Annotated in this window: 19 protein-coding genes; 12 read left to right on the top strand and 7 right to left on the bottom strand. The window is 67.5% G+C overall.

The features are described from left to right. Positions 1 to 106 precede the first annotated feature (106 nt). The 5 genes from BLS34_RS15260 (at position 107) to fahA (ending at position 5,730) form a co-directional block, all read left to right on the top strand. Positions 107 to 1,291, top strand: coding sequence for a M20 aminoacylase family protein (locus tag BLS34_RS15260; RefSeq protein WP_028794343.1), 1,185 nt, complete (start codon positions 107 to 109; stop codon positions 1,289 to 1,291). A gap of 347 nt (positions 1,292 to 1,638) precedes the next feature. Next, positions 1,639 to 2,589 carry an MBL fold metallo-hydrolase gene (locus tag BLS34_RS15255; RefSeq protein WP_093151547.1) on the top strand — a complete coding sequence of 317 codons (951 nt, stop codon included), beginning with the start codon at positions 1,639 to 1,641 and terminating at the stop codon, positions 2,587 to 2,589. Between the two features lie 29 nt (positions 2,590 to 2,618). Beyond that, positions 2,619 to 4,241 carry an FAD-dependent oxidoreductase gene (locus BLS34_RS15250; RefSeq protein ID WP_093151544.1) on the top strand — a complete coding sequence of 541 codons (1,623 nt, stop codon included), beginning with the start codon at positions 2,619 to 2,621 and terminating at the stop codon, positions 4,239 to 4,241. Positions 4,242 to 4,243: 2 nt separating this feature from the next. Continuing rightward, the gene (locus tag BLS34_RS15245) at positions 4,244 to 4,450 is read left to right on the top strand and encodes a DUF2783 domain-containing protein (RefSeq protein WP_093151542.1); all 207 of its coding nucleotides are present in this window, start codon (positions 4,244 to 4,246) and stop codon (positions 4,448 to 4,450) included. After that, entirely contained in the window at positions 4,447 to 5,730 is a 1,284-nt protein-coding gene (gene fahA, locus BLS34_RS15240; RefSeq protein WP_093151539.1) for a fumarylacetoacetase, read from the top strand. The genes BLS34_RS15245 and fahA overlap by 4 nt, the downstream gene beginning before the upstream one ends. A 1-nt stretch (position 5,731) precedes the next feature. Here the strand turns inward: fahA and BLS34_RS15235 are convergent, their stop codons facing one another. Beyond that, positions 5,732 to 6,028 (bottom strand): hypothetical protein, encoded by a 297-nt coding sequence (locus tag BLS34_RS15235; protein ID WP_093151537.1) that lies wholly within the window; start codon positions 6,026 to 6,028, stop codon positions 5,732 to 5,734. A gap of 32 nt (positions 6,029 to 6,060) precedes the next feature. Then, complete coding sequence (locus tag BLS34_RS15230) at positions 6,061 to 7,008, bottom strand: glycerophosphodiester phosphodiesterase (protein WP_093151534.1); 948 nt, start codon at positions 7,006 to 7,008, stop codon at positions 6,061 to 6,063. 241 nt (positions 7,009 to 7,249) lie between these two features. Here BLS34_RS15230 and ugpB point away from each other — a divergent pair, with 241 nt between their 5' ends. The 4 genes from ugpB to BLS34_RS15210 all read left to right on the top strand — a co-directional run bounded on the left by ugpB (position 7,250) and on the right by BLS34_RS15210 (position 11,472). After that, the gene (gene ugpB / locus BLS34_RS15225) at positions 7,250 to 8,563 is read left to right on the top strand and encodes a sn-glycerol-3-phosphate ABC transporter substrate-binding protein UgpB (RefSeq protein WP_038014023.1); all 1,314 of its coding nucleotides are present in this window, start codon (positions 7,250 to 7,252) and stop codon (positions 8,561 to 8,563) included. A 96-nt stretch (positions 8,564 to 8,659) separates the two neighbouring features. Beyond that, positions 8,660 to 9,541: a sn-glycerol-3-phosphate ABC transporter permease UgpA gene (gene ugpA / locus BLS34_RS15220; RefSeq protein WP_028794350.1), complete on the top strand. Its 882-nt coding sequence runs from the start codon at positions 8,660 to 8,662 to the stop codon at positions 9,539 to 9,541. After that, on the top strand, positions 9,541 to 10,389 hold the full coding sequence (gene ugpE / locus BLS34_RS15215) for a sn-glycerol-3-phosphate ABC transporter permease UgpE (protein ID WP_028794351.1): 849 nt from the start codon (positions 9,541 to 9,543) through the stop codon (positions 10,387 to 10,389). Before ugpA ends, ugpE begins: the two co-directional genes overlap by 1 nt. Before the next feature lie 12 nt (positions 10,390 to 10,401). Beyond that, positions 10,402 to 11,472, top strand: coding sequence for a sn-glycerol-3-phosphate import ATP-binding protein UgpC (locus tag BLS34_RS15210; protein ID WP_093151531.1), 1,071 nt, complete (start codon positions 10,402 to 10,404; stop codon positions 11,470 to 11,472). Positions 11,473 to 11,745: 273 nt separating this feature from the next. Here BLS34_RS15210 and BLS34_RS15205 read toward each other — a convergent pair whose 3' ends face one another. Together BLS34_RS15205 and BLS34_RS15200 are read right to left on the bottom strand one after the other, a co-directional pair. Next, positions 11,746 to 12,423, bottom strand: a complete 678-nt coding sequence (locus BLS34_RS15205) for a MarC family protein (RefSeq protein ID WP_215906123.1) — start codon at positions 12,421 to 12,423, stop codon at positions 11,746 to 11,748. 120 nt (positions 12,424 to 12,543) lie between these two features. Then, the gene (locus BLS34_RS15200; protein ID WP_093151529.1) at positions 12,544 to 13,923 is read right to left on the bottom strand and encodes an MmgE/PrpD family protein; all 1,380 of its coding nucleotides are present in this window, start codon (positions 13,921 to 13,923) and stop codon (positions 12,544 to 12,546) included. 178 nt (positions 13,924 to 14,101) lie between these two features. On the opposite strand from BLS34_RS15200, the gene BLS34_RS15195 reads away from it, so the two are divergent. From BLS34_RS15195 to BLS34_RS15185, 3 genes are all read left to right on the top strand, one after another. Beyond that, on the top strand, positions 14,102 to 14,905 hold the full coding sequence (locus tag BLS34_RS15195) for an SDR family NAD(P)-dependent oxidoreductase (protein ID WP_093151527.1): 804 nt from the start codon (positions 14,102 to 14,104) through the stop codon (positions 14,903 to 14,905). A 249-nt stretch (positions 14,906 to 15,154) separates the two neighbouring features. Continuing rightward, on the top strand, positions 15,155 to 17,527 hold the full coding sequence (locus tag BLS34_RS15190) for a methyl-accepting chemotaxis protein (protein WP_093151524.1): 2,373 nt from the start codon (positions 15,155 to 15,157) through the stop codon (positions 17,525 to 17,527). A gap of 212 nt (positions 17,528 to 17,739) precedes the next feature. Beyond that, positions 17,740 to 18,267 carry a hypothetical protein gene (locus tag BLS34_RS15185; protein WP_028794355.1) on the top strand — a complete coding sequence of 176 codons (528 nt, stop codon included), beginning with the start codon at positions 17,740 to 17,742 and terminating at the stop codon, positions 18,265 to 18,267. A gap of 35 nt (positions 18,268 to 18,302) precedes the next feature. On the opposite strand, the gene BLS34_RS15180 is transcribed toward BLS34_RS15185, so the two are convergent. The 3 genes from BLS34_RS15180 to BLS34_RS15170 form a co-directional block, all read right to left on the bottom strand. Beyond that, positions 18,303 to 19,112 carry a hypothetical protein gene (locus BLS34_RS15180; protein ID WP_028794356.1) on the bottom strand — a complete coding sequence of 270 codons (810 nt, stop codon included), beginning with the start codon at positions 19,110 to 19,112 and terminating at the stop codon, positions 18,303 to 18,305. 222 nt (positions 19,113 to 19,334) lie between these two features. After that, positions 19,335 to 20,141 (bottom strand): ABC transporter ATP-binding protein, encoded by an 807-nt coding sequence (locus tag BLS34_RS15175; protein ID WP_084618832.1) that lies wholly within the window; start codon positions 20,139 to 20,141, stop codon positions 19,335 to 19,337. Between the two features lie 20 nt (positions 20,142 to 20,161). Next, positions 20,162 to 20,917 (bottom strand): ABC transporter ATP-binding protein, encoded by a 756-nt coding sequence (locus BLS34_RS15170; RefSeq protein WP_093151521.1) that lies wholly within the window; start codon positions 20,915 to 20,917, stop codon positions 20,162 to 20,164. Between the last annotated feature and the right edge of the window lie 8 nt (positions 20,918 to 20,925).

Genomic DNA, 20,925 nt, shown 5'->3' with positions numbered 1-20,925 from the left:
GGCGGGAGCGTCCATGACAGAGGGCGGTCCGCGCGGCGTCAAGACACGAACTTGGCAGGGGGACCGGCTGCGCCTAGGCTGGCCGCATTCAAGCCAGGAGCCTTCCATGCCGATCATCAATCGCATCGCCGACTTCCACGAGGACATGACCGAGTGGCGGCGCGAAATGCACGCCCATCCCGAGACCGCCTTCGAGGAGGTCTGGACCTCCGACTTCATCGCCAAGCGGCTGGAGGAGATCGGCGTCGACCATATCGAGCGCGGGCTGGCCAAGACCGGCATCGTCGCCACGATCAAGGGGAATGGCGGCGACGGCGGTCGCATCGGCATCCGCGCGGATTTCGACGCGCTCGACATCATCGAGGCGACCGGCAAGCCCTGGGCCTCGACGATTCCGGGCAAGATGCACGGCTGCGGCCATGACGGCCACACCGCCATCCTGCTCGGCGCCGCTCGGTATCTCGCGGAGACCCGCAACTTCGCCGGCGAGGTCGTGTTGATCTTCCAGCCGGCCGAGGAGAACGTCGCCGGCGGCCGGGTCATGGTCGAGGATGACGGGCTGTTCGAGAAGTATCCGGTCGATGCGGTCTACGGCATGCACAACCGCCCGGGCCTGCCCGTGGGCAAGATCTGCATGCGCCCGGGGCCGTCCATGGCGGGCGCGGACATGTTCGAGATCTTCATCCACGGCTATGGCGGTCATGCCGCGCGGCCGCATAAGACCATCGATCCGATCATCGTCCAGGCGCAGATCGTGCTGGCCCTGCAGTCCATCGTCAGCCGCTCCACCGACCCGCTGGACAGCGCCGTGCTCTCGGTGACCCAGGTATCGGGCGGCCATACCGGCAACGTGGTGCCGGATCTGGTCTACCTGCAGGGCACGGTGCGGACCTTCCGACCGGAGGTCCAGGACATGGTGGAAGCCAAGATGAAGAAGCTCTGCACGGCGATCGCCGAGGGCTTCGACTGCACGGTGGAGGTGAAGTACGACCGCCGCTATCCGGCCCTGGTGAACGACCCGGTGCATATCGAGAAGGCGGCGGCCATCGCCCGCGAGCTGGTCGGCGAGGAGAACGTGGACACCGACGCCGAGCCGGTGATGGGGGCGGAGGACTTCGCCTACATGCTGCAGCACCGCCCGGGCTGCTACATCAACCTCGGCAACGGGGTGGGCGAGGATGGCGGCGTGAACGTCCACAACCCGGCCTACGACTTCAACGACGCGGCCCTGCCGTATGGGGCGTCCTACTGGGCGCTGCTGGTGGAGAAGCTGCTGCCGAAGGCGGCGTAAGGTCACGGAGCATAAGGTCCCTGGGCATAAGGTCACTGGGCGTACGGTCACTGGGGGAGGGGCGTACTCTCCCCCTCTCTCCTTTTCGTCTTCCCGGCCTTGCGCCGGGATCCAGCCATCCGCGCGCTGGAGCGCAACCGGAAACGCTCCGGCTGCTTCACCCTGGGTCCCGGCGCAAGGCCGGGAAGACGGGGGAGGCCGGGAAGACGGGGGAGGGTGTCGCGGACAACCTCCCCCAATTCACCCTGTACGGCGGCGACCGGTTCGGGGTTAAGGTTCCTGCCAACAGACCAAACCTCCGGACGCGCCACCCGCGCTCACCGGAGACGCATGAACGGGAGGAGTGCATGGCGAAGGCATTCGCAAGCCAGGGCGATCTTGGCGAGAAGAAGATCAGCTTCACCGAGGTCGGCAAGGACCTCTGGGCCTTCACCGCCGAGGGCGATCCGAATTCCGGCGTGATCATCGGCGACGACAGCGTGATGATCGTCGAGGCCCAGGCCACCCCGCGCCTGGCCGAGATGGTGATCGCCAAGGTCCGCGAGGTCACCGACAAGCCGATCAGCCACGTGGTCCTGACCCACTACCACGCGGTCCGCGTGCTCGGCGCCAGCGCCTTCGGCGACGCGCAGATCATCATGTCGGACAAGGCCCGCTCCATGGTGGTCGAGCGCGGCCAGGAGGACTGGGACAGCGAGTTCCAGCGCTTCCCCCGCCTGTTCGAGGGCCACGAGAGCATCCCCGGCCTGACCTGGCCGACCACCACCTTCTCGGATTCGATGACCGTCTATCTCGGCAACCGCAAGGTCGAGATCAAGCAGATCGGCCGCGCCCACACCGCCGGCGACGCGGTGATCTGGGTGCCTGACGAGCAGGTCATGTTCACCGGCGACATCGTCGAATACCACTCCGCCTGCTACTGCGGCGACGGGCATTTCGAGGATTGGGGCGGCACGCTGGACGCGGTGAAGGCGTACAACCCGCAGTCCATCGCGCCGGGCCGCGGCGACGCGCTGGTCGGCCTGGACCGGGTGGATGCCGGGTTGGAATCGACGCGCGACTTCGTGGAGAGCACCTACCGGCCGGCCCAGAAGGTGGCCGCACGGGGCGGCAGCCTGAAGGACGCCTGGGACGCGGTGCGCGACGCCTGCGACGCCAAGTTCAAGGACTACGCGATCTACGAGCACTGCCTGCCGTTCAACGTCGCCCGCGCCTATGACGAGGCCCGCGGCATCGACACCCCGCGCATCTGGACCGCCCAGCGCGACCTGGAGATGTGGGAGGCGCTGCAGGGGTAACGCACCACCCGAACGCGGGGAGACCGGCGATGCTTCAGGATCGCTACACGCTCGCCTTCCGGGAGTACCCGTACCGGCGGTCGGCGGATCAGGACGCCGCCTCTCCCGTCCGCCATCCGGTGGTGATCGTCGGCGGCGGGCCGGTGGGGATGACCGCCGCCCTCGACCTCGGGCTGAAGGGCGTGCCGGTGCTGGTGCTGGACGACCACGAGGGCATCGGCATGGGCAGCCGGGCGATCTGTGTCGCCAAGCGCAGCCTGGAGATCGCCGACCGGCTCGGCTGCGGCGCGGAGCTGGTGGAGCGGGGTGTCGTGTGGAACCTGGGCAAGGTGTTCCACCGCGACCGCAAGGTGTTCGAGTTCAACCTGCTGCCGGAAGCGGGGCACCGCTATCCGGCCTTCATCAACCTGCAGCAGCCCTATTTCGAGAAGGCCCTGGTCGACCGCCTCCGCGCCGCCCGGGCGCAGGGCGCGCCGGTGGAGATCCGCGGCCGCAACCGGGTGGAGGGCGTAGCCCAGACCGACGACGGCGTCATCCTGGAGGTGCTGACCCCCGACGGCCCCTACACGCTGGCCGCCGACTGGGTCATCGCTTGCGACGGCGCGGCCTCTCCCGTGCGCAACGCGCTCGACCTCGGCTTCGAGGGCCGGGTGTTCGAGGACAGCTTCCTCATCGCCGACGTGAAGATGGACGCCCCGTTCCCGACAGAGCGCCGGTTCTGGTTCGACCCGCCGTTCAAGTCCGGCTCCTCGGCCCTGCTGCACAAGCAGCCGGACAATGTCTGGCGGCTCGACTTCCAGATCGGCTGGCATGTGGACCGGGAGAAGGAGCTGCGCGACGAGAACGTGAAGGCGCGGATCGACCAGATGCTCGGGCCCGACATCGCCTACGAGGTTGTGTGGAAATCGGTCTACACCTTCCAGTGCCGACGCATGAAAACCTTCCGCCACGGCCGAGTCCTGTTCGCCGGCGACAGCGCCCATCAGGTCTCGCCCTTCGGCGCGCGGGGGGCCAATTCCGGGGTGCAGGACGTCGACAACCTGGCCTGGAAGCTGGCCCTGGTGCTGGACGGCACGGCGCCCGACAGCCTGCTGGACAGCTACGCGGCGGAGCGGGAGGTCGCGGCCGACGAGAACATCCTCAACTCCACCCGCGCCACCGATTTCATCACCCCGAAATCGGAGACGTCCAAGCTGTTCCGCGATGCCGTGCTGGAGCTGAGCGAACATTACCCGTTCGCCCGGCCGCTGGTGAATTCCGGGCGGCTGTCGGTGCCCTGCATCTATGACGGCTCGACGCTGAACGGCGCGGACGGCCTGCCGGGAGGTCCCGCGCGCAGCCGCCCCGGCGCGCCGTGCCCCGACGTACCGCTGGGCGACGGGTTTCTGCTCGACCGGCTGGACGGCCGTTTCCACCTGCTGACCGTGGACACCGACGCACCGGAGCGGCTGGAGGAGGGCGGAGTCGCGGTCGCCCGGCTTGCCCTGTCGGCGGCCGACGATCCGAGCGGGGCGCTGGCCGCGCGCTATCTGGGCGACGCGGATGCGGCCGTCTACCTGATCCGGCCGGACCAGCATGTGGCGACGCGCTGGCCCGCCTACGACGCGGACGCGGTCCGGCTGGCGCTGCGCCGGGCAATCGGGAGAGACTGACCATGCCCGACCTGATCCTTGATCCCAATATCGACCGGCCGGACGATTTCTACGCCGCCCTCATCGCCGCCCATGACGGGCTGAGCAAGGAGGAGAGCGATGCGCTGAACGCCCGGCTGATCCTGATCCTGGCCAACCATGTGGGCGACCGGGAGACCCTGTCCCAGGCCCTGGCCGCCGCCCGCCTGCAAGAGGACGAGCCCGAATGACCCGCCTGAACGCCACCCACGATCCCACCCGGCGCAGCTGGGTCGAGAGCGCCAACGTCCCCGGCGCCGATTTTCCCATTCAGAACCTGCCCTTCGGCGTGTTCTCGCAAGGCGACGGCCCCAAGCGTGTCGGTGTGGCGATCGGCGACCGGATCCTCGACCTGACGGCGCTGGAAGCGGCCGGCGTGCTGGAGCCGGCGCCGGGCCGCCCGGTGTTCGCCGAGGGCGTGCTGAACCCGTTCATGGCCCTGCCGCAGGAGGTCTGGTCGCGCACCCGGGCGCGGATCGCCGAGCTGCTGGACGCGCAGACCGGCGGGCCGGACGGGCTGGTGCTGGTGGCGCAGGCGGACGCCACCATGCACCTGCCGATCTTTGTGCGCAGCTTCACCGACTTCTACGCCTCGCGCGAGCATGCCAGCAACGTGGGCAGCATGTTCCGCGGTCCCGACAACGCGCTGATGCCGAACTGGCTGCACCTGCCGGTCGGGTATAACGGCCGCGCCTCCACGGTGGTGGTCTCGGGCACGGCGATCCGCCGCCCGAACGGCCAGCTCAAGGCGCCGGATGCCGAGGCCCCGCATTTCGGGCCGTGCCGCCGCCTGGACATCGAGCTGGAGATGGGCGCCATCGTCGGCACGCCGAGTGCGATGGGACAGCCGGTCACCACGGCGCAGGCCTATGACATGATCTTCGGCTATGTGCTGCTGAACGACTGGTCGGCCCGCGACATCCAGGTCTGGGAGTATCAGCCGCTGGGCCCGTTCCAGGCCAAGGCCTTCGCCACCACGATCAGCCCCTGGGTGGTGACGCGGGAGGCGCTGGAGCCGTTCCGGGTGCCGACCCCGGAGCGGATCAAGCCGCTGCTGCCGTATCTGGAGGAGGCGAGCCCGAACAATTTCGACATCGCCCTGGCGGTCGACATGGCCCCGGCCGGCGGGGCCGGGGATGGCGCGGCGACCACCATCAGCCGGACCAATTATCGGCACATGTACTTCTCCTCGGCCCAGCAGCTCGCCCATCACAGCGCGTCGGGCTGTGCCATGTGCACCGGGGATCTGCTCGGGTCGGGCACGGTGTCGGGGAGCACGCCGGACAGTCTCGGCTCGCTGCTGGAGATCACCTGGAACGGCCGCGACCCGATCGACCTGGGCGGCGTGTCGCGCACCTTCATCGAGGACGGCGACACCCTGACTCTACGCGGGTGGTGCGAGGGGGAATACCGAGTCGGGTTCGGGGAATGCGCGGGGACGGTGCTGCCGGCGGTGGACTACGGGCGTTAGGCTACCGCCCCTGCGCCAACAACGCCCCCGCCATCTCCGCCCATTCCGCGCCCAAATCCCCCTTCGTGTGCGGCTTGCCGGCGCGGCGGAACCAGTAGCCGGCGTTGCTTTCGTCGCCTTCCACCCGGTGCAGGTGGGCGTGGACCCAGGCGGCGTCGGCGCCGTCGTCGTCCTGCACGGTCACGTGGGCGGCTTCCCAGTCGCCCTTGCCCTGGTGCCACAGGCCGAGCAGGGCCGGGCTCAACCCGGCGGGCGGGGCGGGGGCGTCCAGCGAGTCGCGGAATTCGTCGAGGGTCATGGTCTGCTCCCTTCGAAGTGGGCCGGGCGGGGTCAGTTCTTGTGGCGCACCACTTCCACGGCGACGTTCGGATAGTCGGTGATGATGCCGTCCACGCCCATCTCGGCCAACTCCTTCATCTGGGTGGCGTCGTTCACCGTCCAGACATGTACCTCCAGCCCCAGATCGTGGGCCTGCTTCAGCGCCTCGGGCGTGAGGTCGCGGAAATAGGGCGACCAGATATCGCCGTGCAGCGAGGCGATGGCGCGCGGCACCGAGCCGCCGAAATCGTCGATGTCCAGCCCGCCCAGCCAGGGCGAGGCGTCCGGCCGGCCCGCCTGCACGTTGTTCAGCCAGTTGCGCTCCGCCGTCAGATAGGAGGTGCGGATTTCCGGCGCGATGTGCCGCACCACCGCCAGGGTGCGCCAGTCGAAGCTCTGGACGATCGCCCGTGTCTCCACCCCGGCCGCGCGGATCACGGCGACCACGGCCCGGGCGAAGGTGTCCGGATCGGCGGTCTCGCCGGGGGCCAGCGGCGACAGCTTGGTCTCGATGTTGAAGCGCAGGTCGTCCGGCCCTTCCACGGCCGCCAGCGCCAGCACCTCGGCCAGGGTCGGCACCGGCGTGCCGTCCACCGGGGTCTGGTCCGGGAACCGCTCGGCGATCTTTCCGCCGGGACGGGCGCGGCCGACATCGACCGCGTGCAGATCCGCATGGGTCATGCCGCGGATCAACTTCGGGGCGTCGATCCAGGTCCCCCCGATTCGGGCCAGGTCGGGCGACAGGGCCGGGTCGTGCAGCACGACCACCACCCCGTCCGCGGTCATCCCGGTATCCAGCTCCAGAATGTCGACGCCGAGCGCGATGGCCTCGCGAAATGCCGGCAGGGTGTTCTCCGGCAGCAGGCCGCGCGCGCCGCGGTGACCGTGGATGTCGGTGGCCAGCGCGGGGCCCGCGGACAGGCCGGCGAGAACGGTCAGAAGTGTCAGGGAACGCCGCATTGGATTGTTCCTTCTATGGGATCGGCCATCGTGATTGAGGGGCGATTATGCGTTATCTGGCAAGCACGTAACCGGATGGTCATGAAAGTGTCATGTTGCTGTAATTGTCTCTAAGATATGCCTGCGGCGTGCCGATAACTTGCTGCGCATTCGGGGCCCCTCCGCTGTTGCGATCCCCCTTTCCGCCAGCTCGGCACTGGCAACGTCGCCAAGCAAAAGCAACCTGACCCGGGGGAAGAGCATGTTCAACTCCAAGATGATCATCGCCGGCATGGCGGGCGCCTTCGCGCTGTCCATGGCGAGCGAAGCGATCGCCGCCACCGAGATCCAGTGGTGGCACGCGATGGGCGGCCGCAACGGCGAACTCGTGAACGAGATGGCCGAGGGCTACAACGCGTCCCAGTCCGAATTCAAGGTCGTGCCGGTCTACAAGGGCAACTACACCGAGACCATGACGGCGGCGATCGCGGCGTTCCGCGCCAAGCAGCAGCCGCATATCGTCCAGGTCTTCGAGGTCGGCACCGCGACCATGATGGCGGCCGAGGGTGCCGTCTATCCGGTCTACAAGCTGATGGAAGACACCAACACGCCGTTCAATCAGGACGACTACCTGCCGGCCGTGGTCAGCTACTACACCACGCCGGACAACAAGCTGCTGTCGCTGCCGTTCAACAGCTCGACGCCGGTGATGTGGTACAACAAGGACGCGCTGGACAAGGCCGGCGTGACCGAGGCGCCGTCGACCTGGGCGGAGGTGTTCGATGCCTCGCAGAAGCTGGTCGACAGCGGCATGAAGTGCGGCATCTCCTTCGGCTGGCAGTCCTGGGTGATGGTCGAGAACTTCTCGGCCTGGCACAACATCCCGATGGGCACCAAGGAGAACGGCTTCGCCGGCTTCGACACCGAGTTCGTCTTCAACAACGACGACGTGATCGGCACCCTGCAGAGCATCGCCGACAGCCAGGAAAAGAATCTGTTCCAGTACGGCGGCCGTCGCGGCGAGAGCCTGCCGCTGTTCACCAACGGCGAATGCGGCATGTGGATGAACTCGTCGGCCTATTACGGCTCGATCGTCCAGCAGGCCAAGTTCAACTTCGCCCAGACCATGCTGCCGCTGAACACCGAGGTGGCCGACAAGCCGCAGAACTCGATCATCGGCGGCGCCACCCTGTGGGTGCTGCAGGGCAAGCCGGCGGCCGAGTACAAGGGCGTGGCGGAGTTCTTCAACTACATCGCCTCCGCCGAGGTCCAGGCCCGCTGGCACCAGGAGACCGGCTATGTGCCGATCACCACGGCCGCCTACGAGCTGTCCCAGAAGCAGGGCTTCTACGAGAAGAACCCGGGCACCGACACGGCGATCAAGCAGCTCAGCCTGAACACGCCGACGCCGAACTCCAAGGGCATCCGCTTCGGCAACTTCGTCCAGGTGCGCGACGTCATCAACGAGGAGATGGAAGCGCTGTGGGCCGGCGACAAGACCGCCAAGGAAGCCATGGACACCGCCGTGGAGCGTGGCAACGCCCTGCTGCGCAAGTTCGAGAAGGCCAACGACTGAGGCCGTCTCCGCACTCCTTGTGAGTGTGCGTGAATCAGGCGTGGGGGCCGGCGCCATGGGTGCCGGCCCCCCGCACGTTGTTGCGGGGGTGAGACTTTGATCAAGCGTGTGACCTTCCGGAATCCGTGGCTGCCCTATGCGCTGCTGCTGCCGCAGCTGGCGGTGACATTGATTTTCTTCATCTGGCCGGCCGTGCAGGCGCTGTACCAGTCGCTGCTGGTGGAGGACGCGTTCGGCCTGTCGACCGAGTTCGTCTGGTTCGAGAATTTCGAGGAGCTGTTCGCCGATCCGCTCTATCTCGACACCTTCTGGAACACCGTCGTCTTCAGCTTCTCCGTCGCCTTCGCGTCGATGTCGCTGGCGCTGCTGCTGGCGGTCATGGCCGACCGCACGATCAAGGGCGCGACCGCCTACAAGACGCTGCTGATCTGGCCCTATGCCGTCGCCCCGGCCGTGGCCGGCGTGCTGTGGTTCTTCATGTTCAACCCGGTGGTGGGCATCAACGCCTATCTGCTGCGCGGTCTGGGCTATGACTGGAACCACTATCTCGACGGCGGCGACGCGATGATCTTGGTGGTCATCGCCGCCTCGTGGAAGCAGATCAGCTACAATTTCCTGTTCTTCCTGGCCGGCCTGCAGGCGATCCCGCGCTCCCTGATCGAGGCGGCGGCGATCGACGGCGCCGGCCCGTTCAAGCGGTTCTGGACGATCATCTTCCCGCTGCTGTCGCCGACCACCTTCTTCCTGCTGGTGGTCAACGTGGTCTACGCCTTCTTCGACACCTTCGGCATCATCCACGCCACCACCGAGGGTGGGCCGGCGGGCGCCACCCAGATCCTGGTCTACAAGGTGTTCAGCGACGGCTTCATCGGCCTCGATCTCGGCGGGTCGGCCGCGCAGTCGGTGGTGCTCATGGTCATCGTGATCAGCCTGACCGTGGTGCAGTTCCGCTATATCGAGCGGAGGGTCGAGTACTGATGGTCGAGAACCGCCCCTATCTGACGGTCCTGTCCCACCTGGTGGTGATCCTCGGGATCATCATCACGGTGATGCCGATCTGGATCACCTTCGTCGCCTCGACCCACCCGATCGAGCACATCATGGACGGCACGATCCCGATGTGGCCGGGGGACAAGTTCTTCGAGAACTATGCCACGGTGCTCGGCGCCGGCGTGGCCGATGCCGGCGGTATTCCGGTCGGCACCATGCTGTTCAACAGCCTGGTCATGGCGCTGTCGATCACCATCGGGAAGATCGCCATCTCGCTGATCGCCGCCTATGCGATCGTGTATTTCGACTTCCCGTTCCGCATGGCCTGCTTCTGGCTGATCTTCATCACCCTGATGCTGCCGGTGGAGGTGCGCATCCTGCCGACCTTCGCGGTGGTGGCCAATCTCGGGCTGCTGAACTCCTATGTCGGGCTCAGCCTGCCGCTGATCGCCTCGGCGACGGCGACCTTCCTGTTCCGGCAGTTCTTCCTGACGGTGCCGGAGGAGCTGGCCGAGGCGGCGCGGATCGACGGGGCGGGGCCGTGGAAGTTCTTCAAGGACATCCTGCTGCCGCTGTCGCGCACCAACATCGCGGCCCTGTTCGTGATCCTCTTCATCTACGGCTGGAACCAGTATCTCTGGCCGCTTCTGGTGACCACCGACGAGTCCTTCTACACGATCGTGATGGGCATCCAGCGCATGACCCAGGCGGCGGAATCCCTGCCGCTTTGGCATCTGGTCATGGCGACCACGATGCTGGCGATGCTGCCGCCGGTGATCGTCGTGGTGGTCATGCAGAAGCTGTTCGTCAAAGGCTTGGTCGAGACCGAGAAATAAGGAGCGCCTGAGATGGCCGAATTGCACCTCAGCGGTGTTCAGAAGATCTACCCGAACGGCTACCACGCGATCCACGGGATCGACCTGGGCGTGGCCGACGGCGAGTTCATTGTGCTGGTCGGTCCGTCCGGTTGCGGCAAGTCGACCCTGCTGCGCATGGTCGCCGGGCTGGAGACCGTTTCCGACGGCACCATCGATATCGGCGGCCGGGTGGTGAACAATTTGGAGCCGGCCGACCGGGACATCGCCATGGTGTTCCAGAACTACGCGCTGTATCCGCACATGAAGGTCTACGACAACATGGCCTACGGGTTGCGCAACCGCGGCATGGCCAAGGACGAGATCGACCGTCGGGTGCGCGAGGCGGCGGGGATCCTGGAGATCGAGCCGATGCTCGACCGCCGACCGAACCAGCTCTCCGGCGGCCAGCGCCAGCGCGTCGCCATGGGCCGGGCCATCGTGCGCGAACCCTCGGTCTTCCTGTTCGACGAGCCGCTCTCCAATCTCGACGCCAAGCTGCGGGTGCAGATGCGGGTGGAGATCAAGCGGCTGCAGCGCCGTCTCGGCATCACCAGCCTCTACGTCACCCACGACCAGGTGGAGGCCATGACCATGGCCGACCGGCTGGTGGTGATGAACGGCGGACGGGCCGAGCAGATCGGAACCCCGATCGAGCTCTACGACCGGCCGGAGACCACCTTCGTCGCCACCTTCATCGGCTCGCCGTCGATGAACCTTCTGGAGGGCACGGTGGCGGAAGGCGGCACCTCGGTGGCGCTGGATTCCGGCGCGTCGATCAACCTGCCGGACCCGCGTGCCGACCTGGCCGGCCGGTCGGTGACCCTGGGCGTGCGCCCGGAGCACCTGACCCCGGCGGCGGACGGCTCGGGCATGACCCTGCGCCTGGACCTGGTGGAGGCGCTGGGGGCCGATACACTGCTGCACGGCCATCTGGACGGCGACGAGCGCCGGTTGGTGACGGTGCGCCTGTCCGGCCACTTCGCCCCGGGCCAGGACTCGGTGCAGGTGGCGGCGACGGACGCGGTGCACCTGTTCGACCGGGAGACCGGCGGGCGGATTTAATCCTAGAGCCAAATCCGACCATATTGAATCATTTCATGATTCAATATGGTCGGTGAATTTGTCTCTAAAACAATGAGATAGAGCAGATTCACGCACGCTGACGCGATCACGAAGTGATCTCGTCACCGCACGATCTGCTCTAGCCGTCATCCCGGACGGCCCCGGGCTCGACCCGGGGACGGGCCGGGACCGTTTTACGGACGCCGCGGCTGGGTCCCGGCCCGCTCCCGGATCAAGTCCGGTCGCGTCCGGGATGACGGGACATAGTGGGCGTCATGTCGCCGGGCTGGTGTCCAGCACGCCTTCGGCGGCCGGGACCAGGTCGACCACGCCGACCGTCTCCAGCCCGCCGAGTACCGCGTCCACGGCGATGGTGGCGAGGATGATCCCCATGATCCGGCTGATGATGTTCGCCCCCGTCGCCCCGAGGAACGGCTTCAGCCGGGCCGCCATCAGCAGCAGCACCAGGGTGATCGCCATCACGATGAGCAGCAGGATCGCCGTCACCCCCTGATCCAGCAGGGTGTTCTCGTTGTTGTCGGTCAGCACCACGATCGCCAGCATCGCGCCCGGCGAGGCGATCGAGGGGATCGCCAGCGGGAACACCGCGTTGGCCAGGTGATCGCGCGCCGCCTCCTTGATCTCCAACTGCGATTTCGACTCGCCGAAGACCATGGTCATGGCGAACAGGAACAGCACGATGCCGCCGGCGATCTGGAACGAGCCCAGGCGCAGCCCGAGCGCCTCCAGCAGATATTGGCCGCCGACCAGGAACAGCATCAGCACCACCGTGGCGATCAGAACCGCGCGGATGGCGAAGGCCCGGTGCAGCCGCCGGGGGACCGAACTGGTGGCGTAGTAGAAGACCGGCAGGGTTCCGATCGGATCGACCACCACGAGGATGGTGATGAGGGCCCGCCCCAGATCGGGCAGGTCGATCATGGACAGCATCGGGTCATCGTCTCCGGTCGGTCAGGGGGCGGGCGAACAGACCTCCATCCTTACCCGCGATCGGGGCGAAAATCCGGATGAATCGCGAAATCTCCGAAGATTCCGGTCGGCCGGGGGTGTTCAGCCGGGCTGGGTCGCCGCCAGCAGGCTGCGCGGATCGGCACCGGTGGCCGCCAGGGCGGTGCGGCGCAACGCCTCCGCCCGCGTCGCGCCGAGCAGGGGCACCACGAGAGTGGCGAACTTGTCCGACAGCTTGGCCTCCTGGTCCTCCAGATCGGTGGCCGGCACGCCCACGTCGTGGATCTCGTGCAGCACCCGTCCGTCCTCCAGCTCGACGATCACCTCGGCCTTGCTCGCCTCCGAGCGGTCGATCTTCACCGGCTGCACCTCCACCCGGCGGCGCAGCGCGATCAGGTCCGGTTCGTTGGCGACGGCGTCGCTGAAGGTGTCGACCGCGCCGGTATTGCGCCCGGCCAGCGCCAGGGCCGCCGTGTGACGCAGGCTGAACTTCACCTGCAGGCCGGTCTCGGGTTCCGGGATGTTGCACATCCGCAGGCTGCCCTCGCTGACCTTCAGGGTCACCTTCTTCACCTGCACCGGGTCGATGTCGTGGCGGGCGCGCAGGGTACGGTTCGCCTCGATGGACGAATGGGTCATGTAGCAGGCGGCGTGGAACTTGAAGAGGTTGCGCTCGATCAGGAAGCGGTCGCCCGGGACCCAGTTCATGTCGTAGGGGGCGGCGTCCGGTCCCTGGGTCTCCCAGAAGCCCTGCACGCATTCCAGCCCGTCCGGCCGCGACACGAAGCCCCGCGCCGCCCAGCGCGCCGCCTTGGTGCCGTTCTGCGCAGCCCGGCCGGCATGCAGCGGCTTGCCCATGGTGCCGAACTGGGATTTCAGGCCCGAGGTCAGCGTGGTGGCGAGGCCGAGCGCATGGGCAGTGCGCTCCGCGTCCAGGCCGAGCAGGTGGCAGACCCCGGCGGCGGCGCCGAAGGTGCCGACGGTCGCCGTCGCGTGCCAGCCGGTGTCGTAATGGCCGTCGCCGGTCATGTCGCCGACCCGGCAGGCGACCTCGTAGCCGATCACGAAGGAGCGCAGGGCGTCCTCCAGGCTGCGGCCCTCGACGATGGCGGCGGTCAGCACCGCGGGCAGGACGGCGACGGTCGGATGGCCGTGCATGGCGCGGTTGACGTCGTCGAAATCGAGCGCGTGGCCGGCCGCCCCGTTGACCAGGATGGCGTCGGACGGGCGCAGCGTCTGGGAGAGACCGACCAGCGGGATGTCGCCGGCGCCGCCATCGGCCAGCGCCTCGTCCAGCAGGATGGCGACCAGCGGGTCGCCGGCGCCGGCCACGGTCACGCCGATCCAGTCCATCAGGCAGTGCCGCGCCCAGCGCAGGGCCCGGGGGTCGACGGCATCGCCCGGGACGGACGCGATCCAGTCGGCCAGCGCGCGGGTGGGGGCGGTCGCGGTCGCCGTCTCGGCGGCATGGATGCTGGCCATGGAAATCTCCCGGGGTGTTTCCCTGCGGCCCGGTTGAGAGGCGGGGGCCTTGAGCGAAGTCTAGGAGCGGGTTGTGGGATGGTCTACCCGTCCAGGGTTTGCTGTACTGACATCCGCCGGCCGACAACGACCAACAGTCAATCCAATCAACCAGAAGGCCGGCGGAGGAGACGCAAGCATGGGTAAGCTGGAAGGGCGCGTGGCCCTGATTTCCGGTGCCGCGCGGGGCATCGGCGCGCAGACCGCACGGCGCATGGTGGCGGAGGGCGCGAAGGTCGTGATCGGCGACGTGCGCGACGAGCTGGGCCGGGCGGCGGCCCAGGAGATCGGCGGCGGTACCGATGCCTGCCGTTTCGTCACCCTGGACGTGACCGACCCGGAGAGCTGGCAGGCGGCGGTCGACCATGCGGTGGAGGCCTATGGCCGGCTCGACGTCCTGGTGAACAACGCCGGCGTGTTCATCGGCCGCAGCCTCGAGGAGATCTCCTTCGAGGAGTGGAAGACGCTGGTCGACGTCAACCTGACCGGCACCTTCCTGGGGACCCGCATCGCCGCGCCGGCGCTGCGCGAGGCGGCCAAGGACACGCCCCATGGCAGCGCCGTCATCAACGTCTCCTCCATTGCCGGTCTGGTCGGCTCGATGGTCGATCCGCTGTATTCCATGACCAAGGGCGGGGTGACGACCTTCACCAAGTCGACGGCGCTGTATTTCGGCCGGCGCGGCGACCGCATCCGGGTGAACCAGATCCATCCTGGCGTGATCGAGACCGATATGGGCGACCAGACCTATACCGCCCGGGCCCGGGCGCTCGGCACCAACGACGTGGACGCCGCCAAGCAGGCCTCGCTGAACATGCATCCGATCGGCCGCCACGGCACGGCGGACGACATCGCCGGCGGGATCGTCTTCCTGGCCTCCGACGATGCCGGCTTCATGACCGGGTCGAGCCTGGTGGTCGATGGCGGTCTGACCGCCCAGTAGCGGTCTTTCCCGACCGACCCCGGTCGAGCGGGCTGAACCTGTCGCCTCCGTCCGCGGGCTCAGCCGGCGCGCCGCGTGGTCCATGATCTGCGGAAAGAGTCGATTTTTCCTAAATTTCGATTTTTTCCGTGCGCGATTGCGTTTGTTTTAACCTTCTCTTTACGCTCTGCGGACAATCTTAGCGTGATCGGCCCGGCATGTTCTCGTGCGGGCGGTGTTCGTGTCACGTTAACCGTTGTTGGGTCTGTCATGTCGAAACTGGCCTTCAAGATTCCTGCACTCGTTCTGGTCGCTGCCCTGGTGGCCGGTGTGGGCAGCAGCATCGTCGGAATGGTGCTGTCGTCGAGCGCTCAGGAAGAGGCGATCGACTACCGGCTCGTGACCGTGGCGAGCGAGCGCGCCCGGTCCCTGCAGCACTATCTGGAGACGATCCAGGTCGATCTGGAGACCCTGTCGACCAGCCCGGTCGCCTTCGAGGCGATCGTCGAGTTCAAGCGCGGCTGGACCGAGTTCTTCGCCAAGGGTCCGACCAAGGCCCTGCAGGCCGCCTATATCACCGACAACCCCAATCCGACCGGGTCGAAGGAAGAGCTGGACCGCGCGGACGGGCCCGAGGGCTATCACGAGACCCATGCGCATTTTCACCCGTGGTACCGCTCGTTCCTGCGGGCCAAGGGTTTCTACGACATCTTCCTGTTCGATACGAACGGCAACCTCGTCTACACGGTGTTCAAGGAGCTCGACTACGCCACCAACTTCGTGAACGGCGAATATGCCGACACCGGGCTCGGCCGGGTGTATCAGAAGGCGATGGCCAATCCGGGCACCGTGATCTTCGACGATTTCGAGCCATACGCGCCGAGCTTCGGCGCGCCGGCGAGCTTCATCGCCAAGACGGTGACCGACAACTTTGGAAACATCCTCGGCGTGCTCGCCTTCCAGATGCCGATCGATCGGCTCAACGAGGTCATGCAGCACCCGGTCGGTCTCGGCGAGACCGGCGACACCGTGATCCTCGGCCGCGACAAGCTGCGCCGAAGCGATTCCCGCTTCGCCACGGACAGCGCGCTTCTCAAGGAGATGATTTCCTGGCCAGGCGCCGATGCGGTGCTGGCGGGCGAGGTCGGGACCATGGAGGGCCAGATCGGTGACACGGGTGTCCTGGTCGGCTATGCGCCGGTCGAGTTCGTCGGCACCACCTGGGGCGTGATGGCGGCCCTGTCGGCCGACGAGGCCTTCGCCTCGGAAGAAGAACTGCTGTTCTACGAAGCGCTGATCGGCGGACTGGTCCTTCTTGTCGTCCTCGTTGCCGGCATCCTGTTCTCCCGCACGATCACCAGCCCGCTCGCCCGCATCATCGGCGTCATGTCGACGGTCTCCGGCGGGTCCTATGGTGTCGAGGTTCCCGAGAAGGGGCGTGGCGACGAGATCGGCGACATCGCCCGCGCACTGGAACAGTTCCGTCTGAACGGCCAGGAGGCCGAGCGTCTGCGGGTCGAGCAGGAGGAGATGCGCGAACGCAACGAGGCCGAGCGTATCGAGGCTCTGCGGGCCATGGCACGCACGGTCGAGGCCGAGTCCACGCGCGCGGTGGAGAACGTCTCCGCCGAGACCAACGCCATGACCAACCAGGCCGAGGACATGGCCCGTTCCGCCCGGAAGGTGGAGGAGAACAGCCAGACCGTCGCGGCCGCCGCCCAGGAGGCGCTGGCCAATGCGGAATCCGTCTCCGCCGCCACCGAGGAACTCGCCGCGTCGATCGAGGAGATCGCGTCGCGCGTGGTCGACGGCGCCACCACCGCCCGCGAGGCGATGGCGGTCGGCCGCGACAGCCAGGCCACGATCCAGACCCTGGCCGATGCGGCGAAGCAGATCGGCACCGTCGTCGTGCTGATCGACGACATCGCGCAGCAGACCGGTCTGCTGGCGCTGAACGCCACCATCGAGGCCGCCCGCGCCGGCGATGCCGGCAAGGGCTTCGCCGTGGTCGCCAGCGAGGTGAAGAACCTCGCCTCGCAGACCGCCAAGGCCACCGGCGAGATCACCGAGCAGATCCACGAGATCCAGGCGATCACCCAGCGGTCGGTCGATGCGATGCGCTCGATGGTCGAGCGGATCGGCGCGATCGACGAGATCTCCACCTCCGTGGCGACCGCGGTGGAGGAGCAGCAGGCCGCCACCCAGGAGATCGCCCGCAACGTGTCGGAGACCGCCTCGGCGGCCCGTGAGGTGGCGACCAATATCGAACTGGTCTCGGCCGAGGCGCGCTCCAACCTCGACGTCGCGTCCGCGGTGCAGACCGCCTCGGTGCACGTCAAGGACGCGATCGAGAGTCTGAAACAGGCCGTCGTCCGGGTCGTGCGCACCTCCACCCCCGAAGTGGACCGGCGCGAGCAGGCCCGCGCGGTCACCCGGGAGGCCGCCAGCCTGCAACTCGGCTCGCAGCGCTACGACGTGATGGTGCTCAACACCTCGGAGGGCGGCGTCGGGGTCGAGCTCGCCGAGGGTGTGGCGCTGTCCGGCGACATGAGTCGCGGCGAGCTGTCCTCCGCCAGCACCGGTACGCGCTCCGTCCTTGTCACGGGGGTGAACGGTCGCAATGTGGGACTGCGGTTCGCCTGAAGGTTGAGCGCTGGGCGTTGACAAAAAATATAAGCATTATCAATTAATTGAGCGGCGTCCCTCCGGCCCTGGCAGGTCGGGGGTTGCCGTTCGACGGCGGCGGCAGGAAGCTTGCTAGACGACGATGAACCGTTGAAACCTTCGACCGCCCGGTCGTTTCCCGGTAGACTGCGGGCACCAGGCGGAGGTCGGTAGTGCGAGGGGGCGCGTCGATGTCCAATACCTATCTCGATCCCTATGATCGGAGTCGGAAGCCGCATTCCGCGGATGCCGATGACGGCGCCATCATAGAGATGCCGGATCGGTCGACATGGTCGCCGGGGCAGGGACTGCTCGCCACCTGGTACGAGACCCATGCGTTCGAGGCCATGGTGCCGCCGTCGACGCCGATCGACCTGCTGGGACCGCTGATCGGGCTGGTGCACAAGCTGGCCGTCGACCGCGAGCGCGACGATTTCCGCTATCTGATCTTCGGTCGCTCGATCGCCAAGAAGGCGAATATGGGCGGCGACGGGCAGTGGGTCTCCGACCTGATCGAGCCGACCCGGAGCCTGTTCCTGGCCCATTACCGCAGCCTGGTCGCCGCGCCGCGCCTGTTCGTCGGCCGTCTGCGCTACGAGGGCATCGACATCCCGCACCGCGAGTGGGTCCGCGCCGTGGCGCCGATGGGCACGCCGGAGCAAGGGGTCACCCATTTCATCGTCTTCACCGAAACCGCCCACGATCCGCAACAGATCTGAGGCCCGCCGGGCCTCATGCGCAGGCGTCGCGTGTCTCAGATCCGGCGTCCGGTCTGGCGGATCTCGGCCGTCGTCTTGGTGATGCGCAGCCCGACGACCAGCGACAGCAGCAGTGGCCACAGATGCGCCACCGCGCCGAACGGCGAGCGGGCCGAGATCTCCTGCTCCGCCGAAATCCTACGGACCTCGTCGAACCGCGCCACCATGGCCGGCTCGTCGTCGCAGTAGAGCAGGGTGTACAGCTCGGCCTCGGGCACCCGGGCATCGGATTCCGCCGCCGCCTCCGCGGTATGGTAGGCGCTGCGCGCGACGCCGCAGATCTCGGTCAGCCGGGCCATCTTGGTCTCGGCGAAGAACAGCGAGCCGACGCCGCTGATATGCTCGAAGACATAGCGCTTCGCCTGGGGCAGGACAGGCTGCGCAGCGCGGCACAGCGGCAGGTCGAACAGCCGGGACACGGCGCTGTGGCCGAGATTGTCGGCGGAGATCAGCCGGTCGCATTCGGTCACCAGCGCCAGCATGATCGAGTCCTGGCGGCTGAGTTCGACCTCGGCCAGCCGTTCCATGTTCTGCAGCCGGGTGACCAGGGTGTCGCGCTCGCCCTGATAGGCGCCGAGGATCAGCGACAGGAAGGCGCCGACATACCAGACGTAGTCGATCGCCCGCCAGAACCGCCGATTGCCGTGCATCGCCCGCCACAGCACCAGGTGCCAGAACGCCACCGAGCCGGCGAACATCGCCATGATCAGGAGCGCATGGTTGTGCGGCTGGCGGGCGCTGTCGCCGTCGATATAGGCGATCAGCCCGGCGACGGGGGCGGCGAGGGCATCGAGGAACCAGTCCATGGAAGGCATACCGGGCGGTGAGAACCGGCGCCACAATGGCTGATTCGGGGCGGGAAATGGAAACGGGCGGCGCGGTTTCCCTCCGCCGCCCGGCGATGACCCGTTCTGCCCGGCGATGACAGGTCGGTCGGCGGGCGCTCAGCAGCCGACGGTGCAGGTCCCCGCGCCGTCGAATTCCATTGTGCGGCCGTTCAGCGGCAGATGGGCGGGGACGCGCCGCCGTCAGATCGCCAGGTATTCGTGGCGCAGGTCGTCGTTGTCGAGCACCTCCTGGGCTGAGCCGTCGAACACGATCTGGCCCATGTCGAGGATCAGCGCCCGGTTCGCCAGATGCAGGGCGGCGATGGCGTTCTGCTCGACGATGATCGTGGTGATGCCGAGTTCCTTCACGCTCTGCAGGATGCCCTCGATCTCCTTGACGATGGTCGGTGCCAGGCCCTCGTAGGGCTCGTCCAGCAGCAGCAGCTTCAGGTCGCGGGCCAGCGCCCGGGCCACGGCCAGCATCTGCTGCTCGCCGCCGGACATGGTGACCGCGTCCTGACGGCGGCGCTCGGCGAGGCGGGGGAAGTGGTCGTAGATCCGCTCCAGCGGCCAGCCGATCGGCTCCTCCACCTGGGCGAGCTGCAGGTTCTCCTCGACGGTCAGGCCGCCGATGATTCGCCGGTCCTCGGGCACGAGCTGGACGCCGAGGCGGGCCGCCTGGAACGCCTTCATGCTGTGCAGCGGCTCGCCGTGCAGCCAGATCTCGCCGCGCTGCAGGCCGGGGGTGTCGGTGCGGGCGATGGTCCGCAGGGTCGAGGTCTTGCCGGCGCCGTTGCGGCCGAGCAGGGCCACGATGTCCTGCTCGTGCACGTCGAAGGACACGCCTTGCACGATGTAGGACTCGCCGTAATAGGCGTGGATGTCCTGCACCCGGAAGAACGGGGCGGTGCCGGCGGCGGGCGCCTTGTAATCGGCGGTTCCGGTGCCCGTCCCTGCGGTGGAACCGGCAGCGTTGGTCGCCGTATTGGGGGTCGCGGTGGCGTTCATGTCTTGGCCCTCTCTCCAGCCTACAGGTGGGCGCCGCCCAGATAGGCTTCCTGCACCTTGGGATTGCCGCGGATCTCCTCCGGCGTGCCCTCGGCGATGACGGTGCCCTGGGCCATGACGGAGACCTTGTGGGCCAGCGAGAACACCACATGCATGTCGTGCTCGATGACGATCTTGGTGATGCCGCGCTCGCCGATCCGCTTCAGCAGGTCGATGGTGTTGTTGGTGTCGGCCCGCGACATGCCGGCGGTCGGCTCGTCCAGCAGCAGCAGCCGCGGCTCCTGCACCAGGCACATGGCCAGCTCCAGCCGGCGCTTGTCGCCGCGCGACAGGGCGCCCGCATGGTCGGAGCGGTTATCGGCGAGGCCGACCTCCTCCAGCATGTGCAAGGCCTTGTCGCGGATCTCCGCCTCGCCGTCGATGCGCGGCAGCCAGTTCATCTTGAAGGCGCCGTCGCGATGGGCGAAGGCGGGGATCATCACGTTCTCCAGCAGCGAGAGATCGGGAAAGATCTCCGGCGTCTGGAACACCCGGGCGACGCCCAGCTGGTTGATCTCGTGCGGCCGCCGGTTCAGCAGCGACTGGCCGTCGAACATCACGGTGCCGGTATCGGGCTCCAGCCGGCCGACGAAGCAGTTCAGCAGCGTCGACTTGCCGGCGCCGTTCGGGCCGATGATGGCGTGCACCTGGCCCTGCGCGACCTTCAGGTTGACCTGATTGAGCGCCTTGAGGCCGGCGAAGGACTTGTTGACGCCCTGGACGGTAAGGATCGACATGGTCCCGC

The organism is Thalassobaculum litoreum DSM 18839, assembly GCF_900102465.1.
GTDB lineage: Bacteria > Pseudomonadota > Alphaproteobacteria > Thalassobaculales > Thalassobaculaceae > Thalassobaculum > Thalassobaculum litoreum.
The sequence above is the reverse complement of the archived record's forward strand: the minus strand, read 5'-3'. Positions and strand labels throughout refer to the sequence as shown.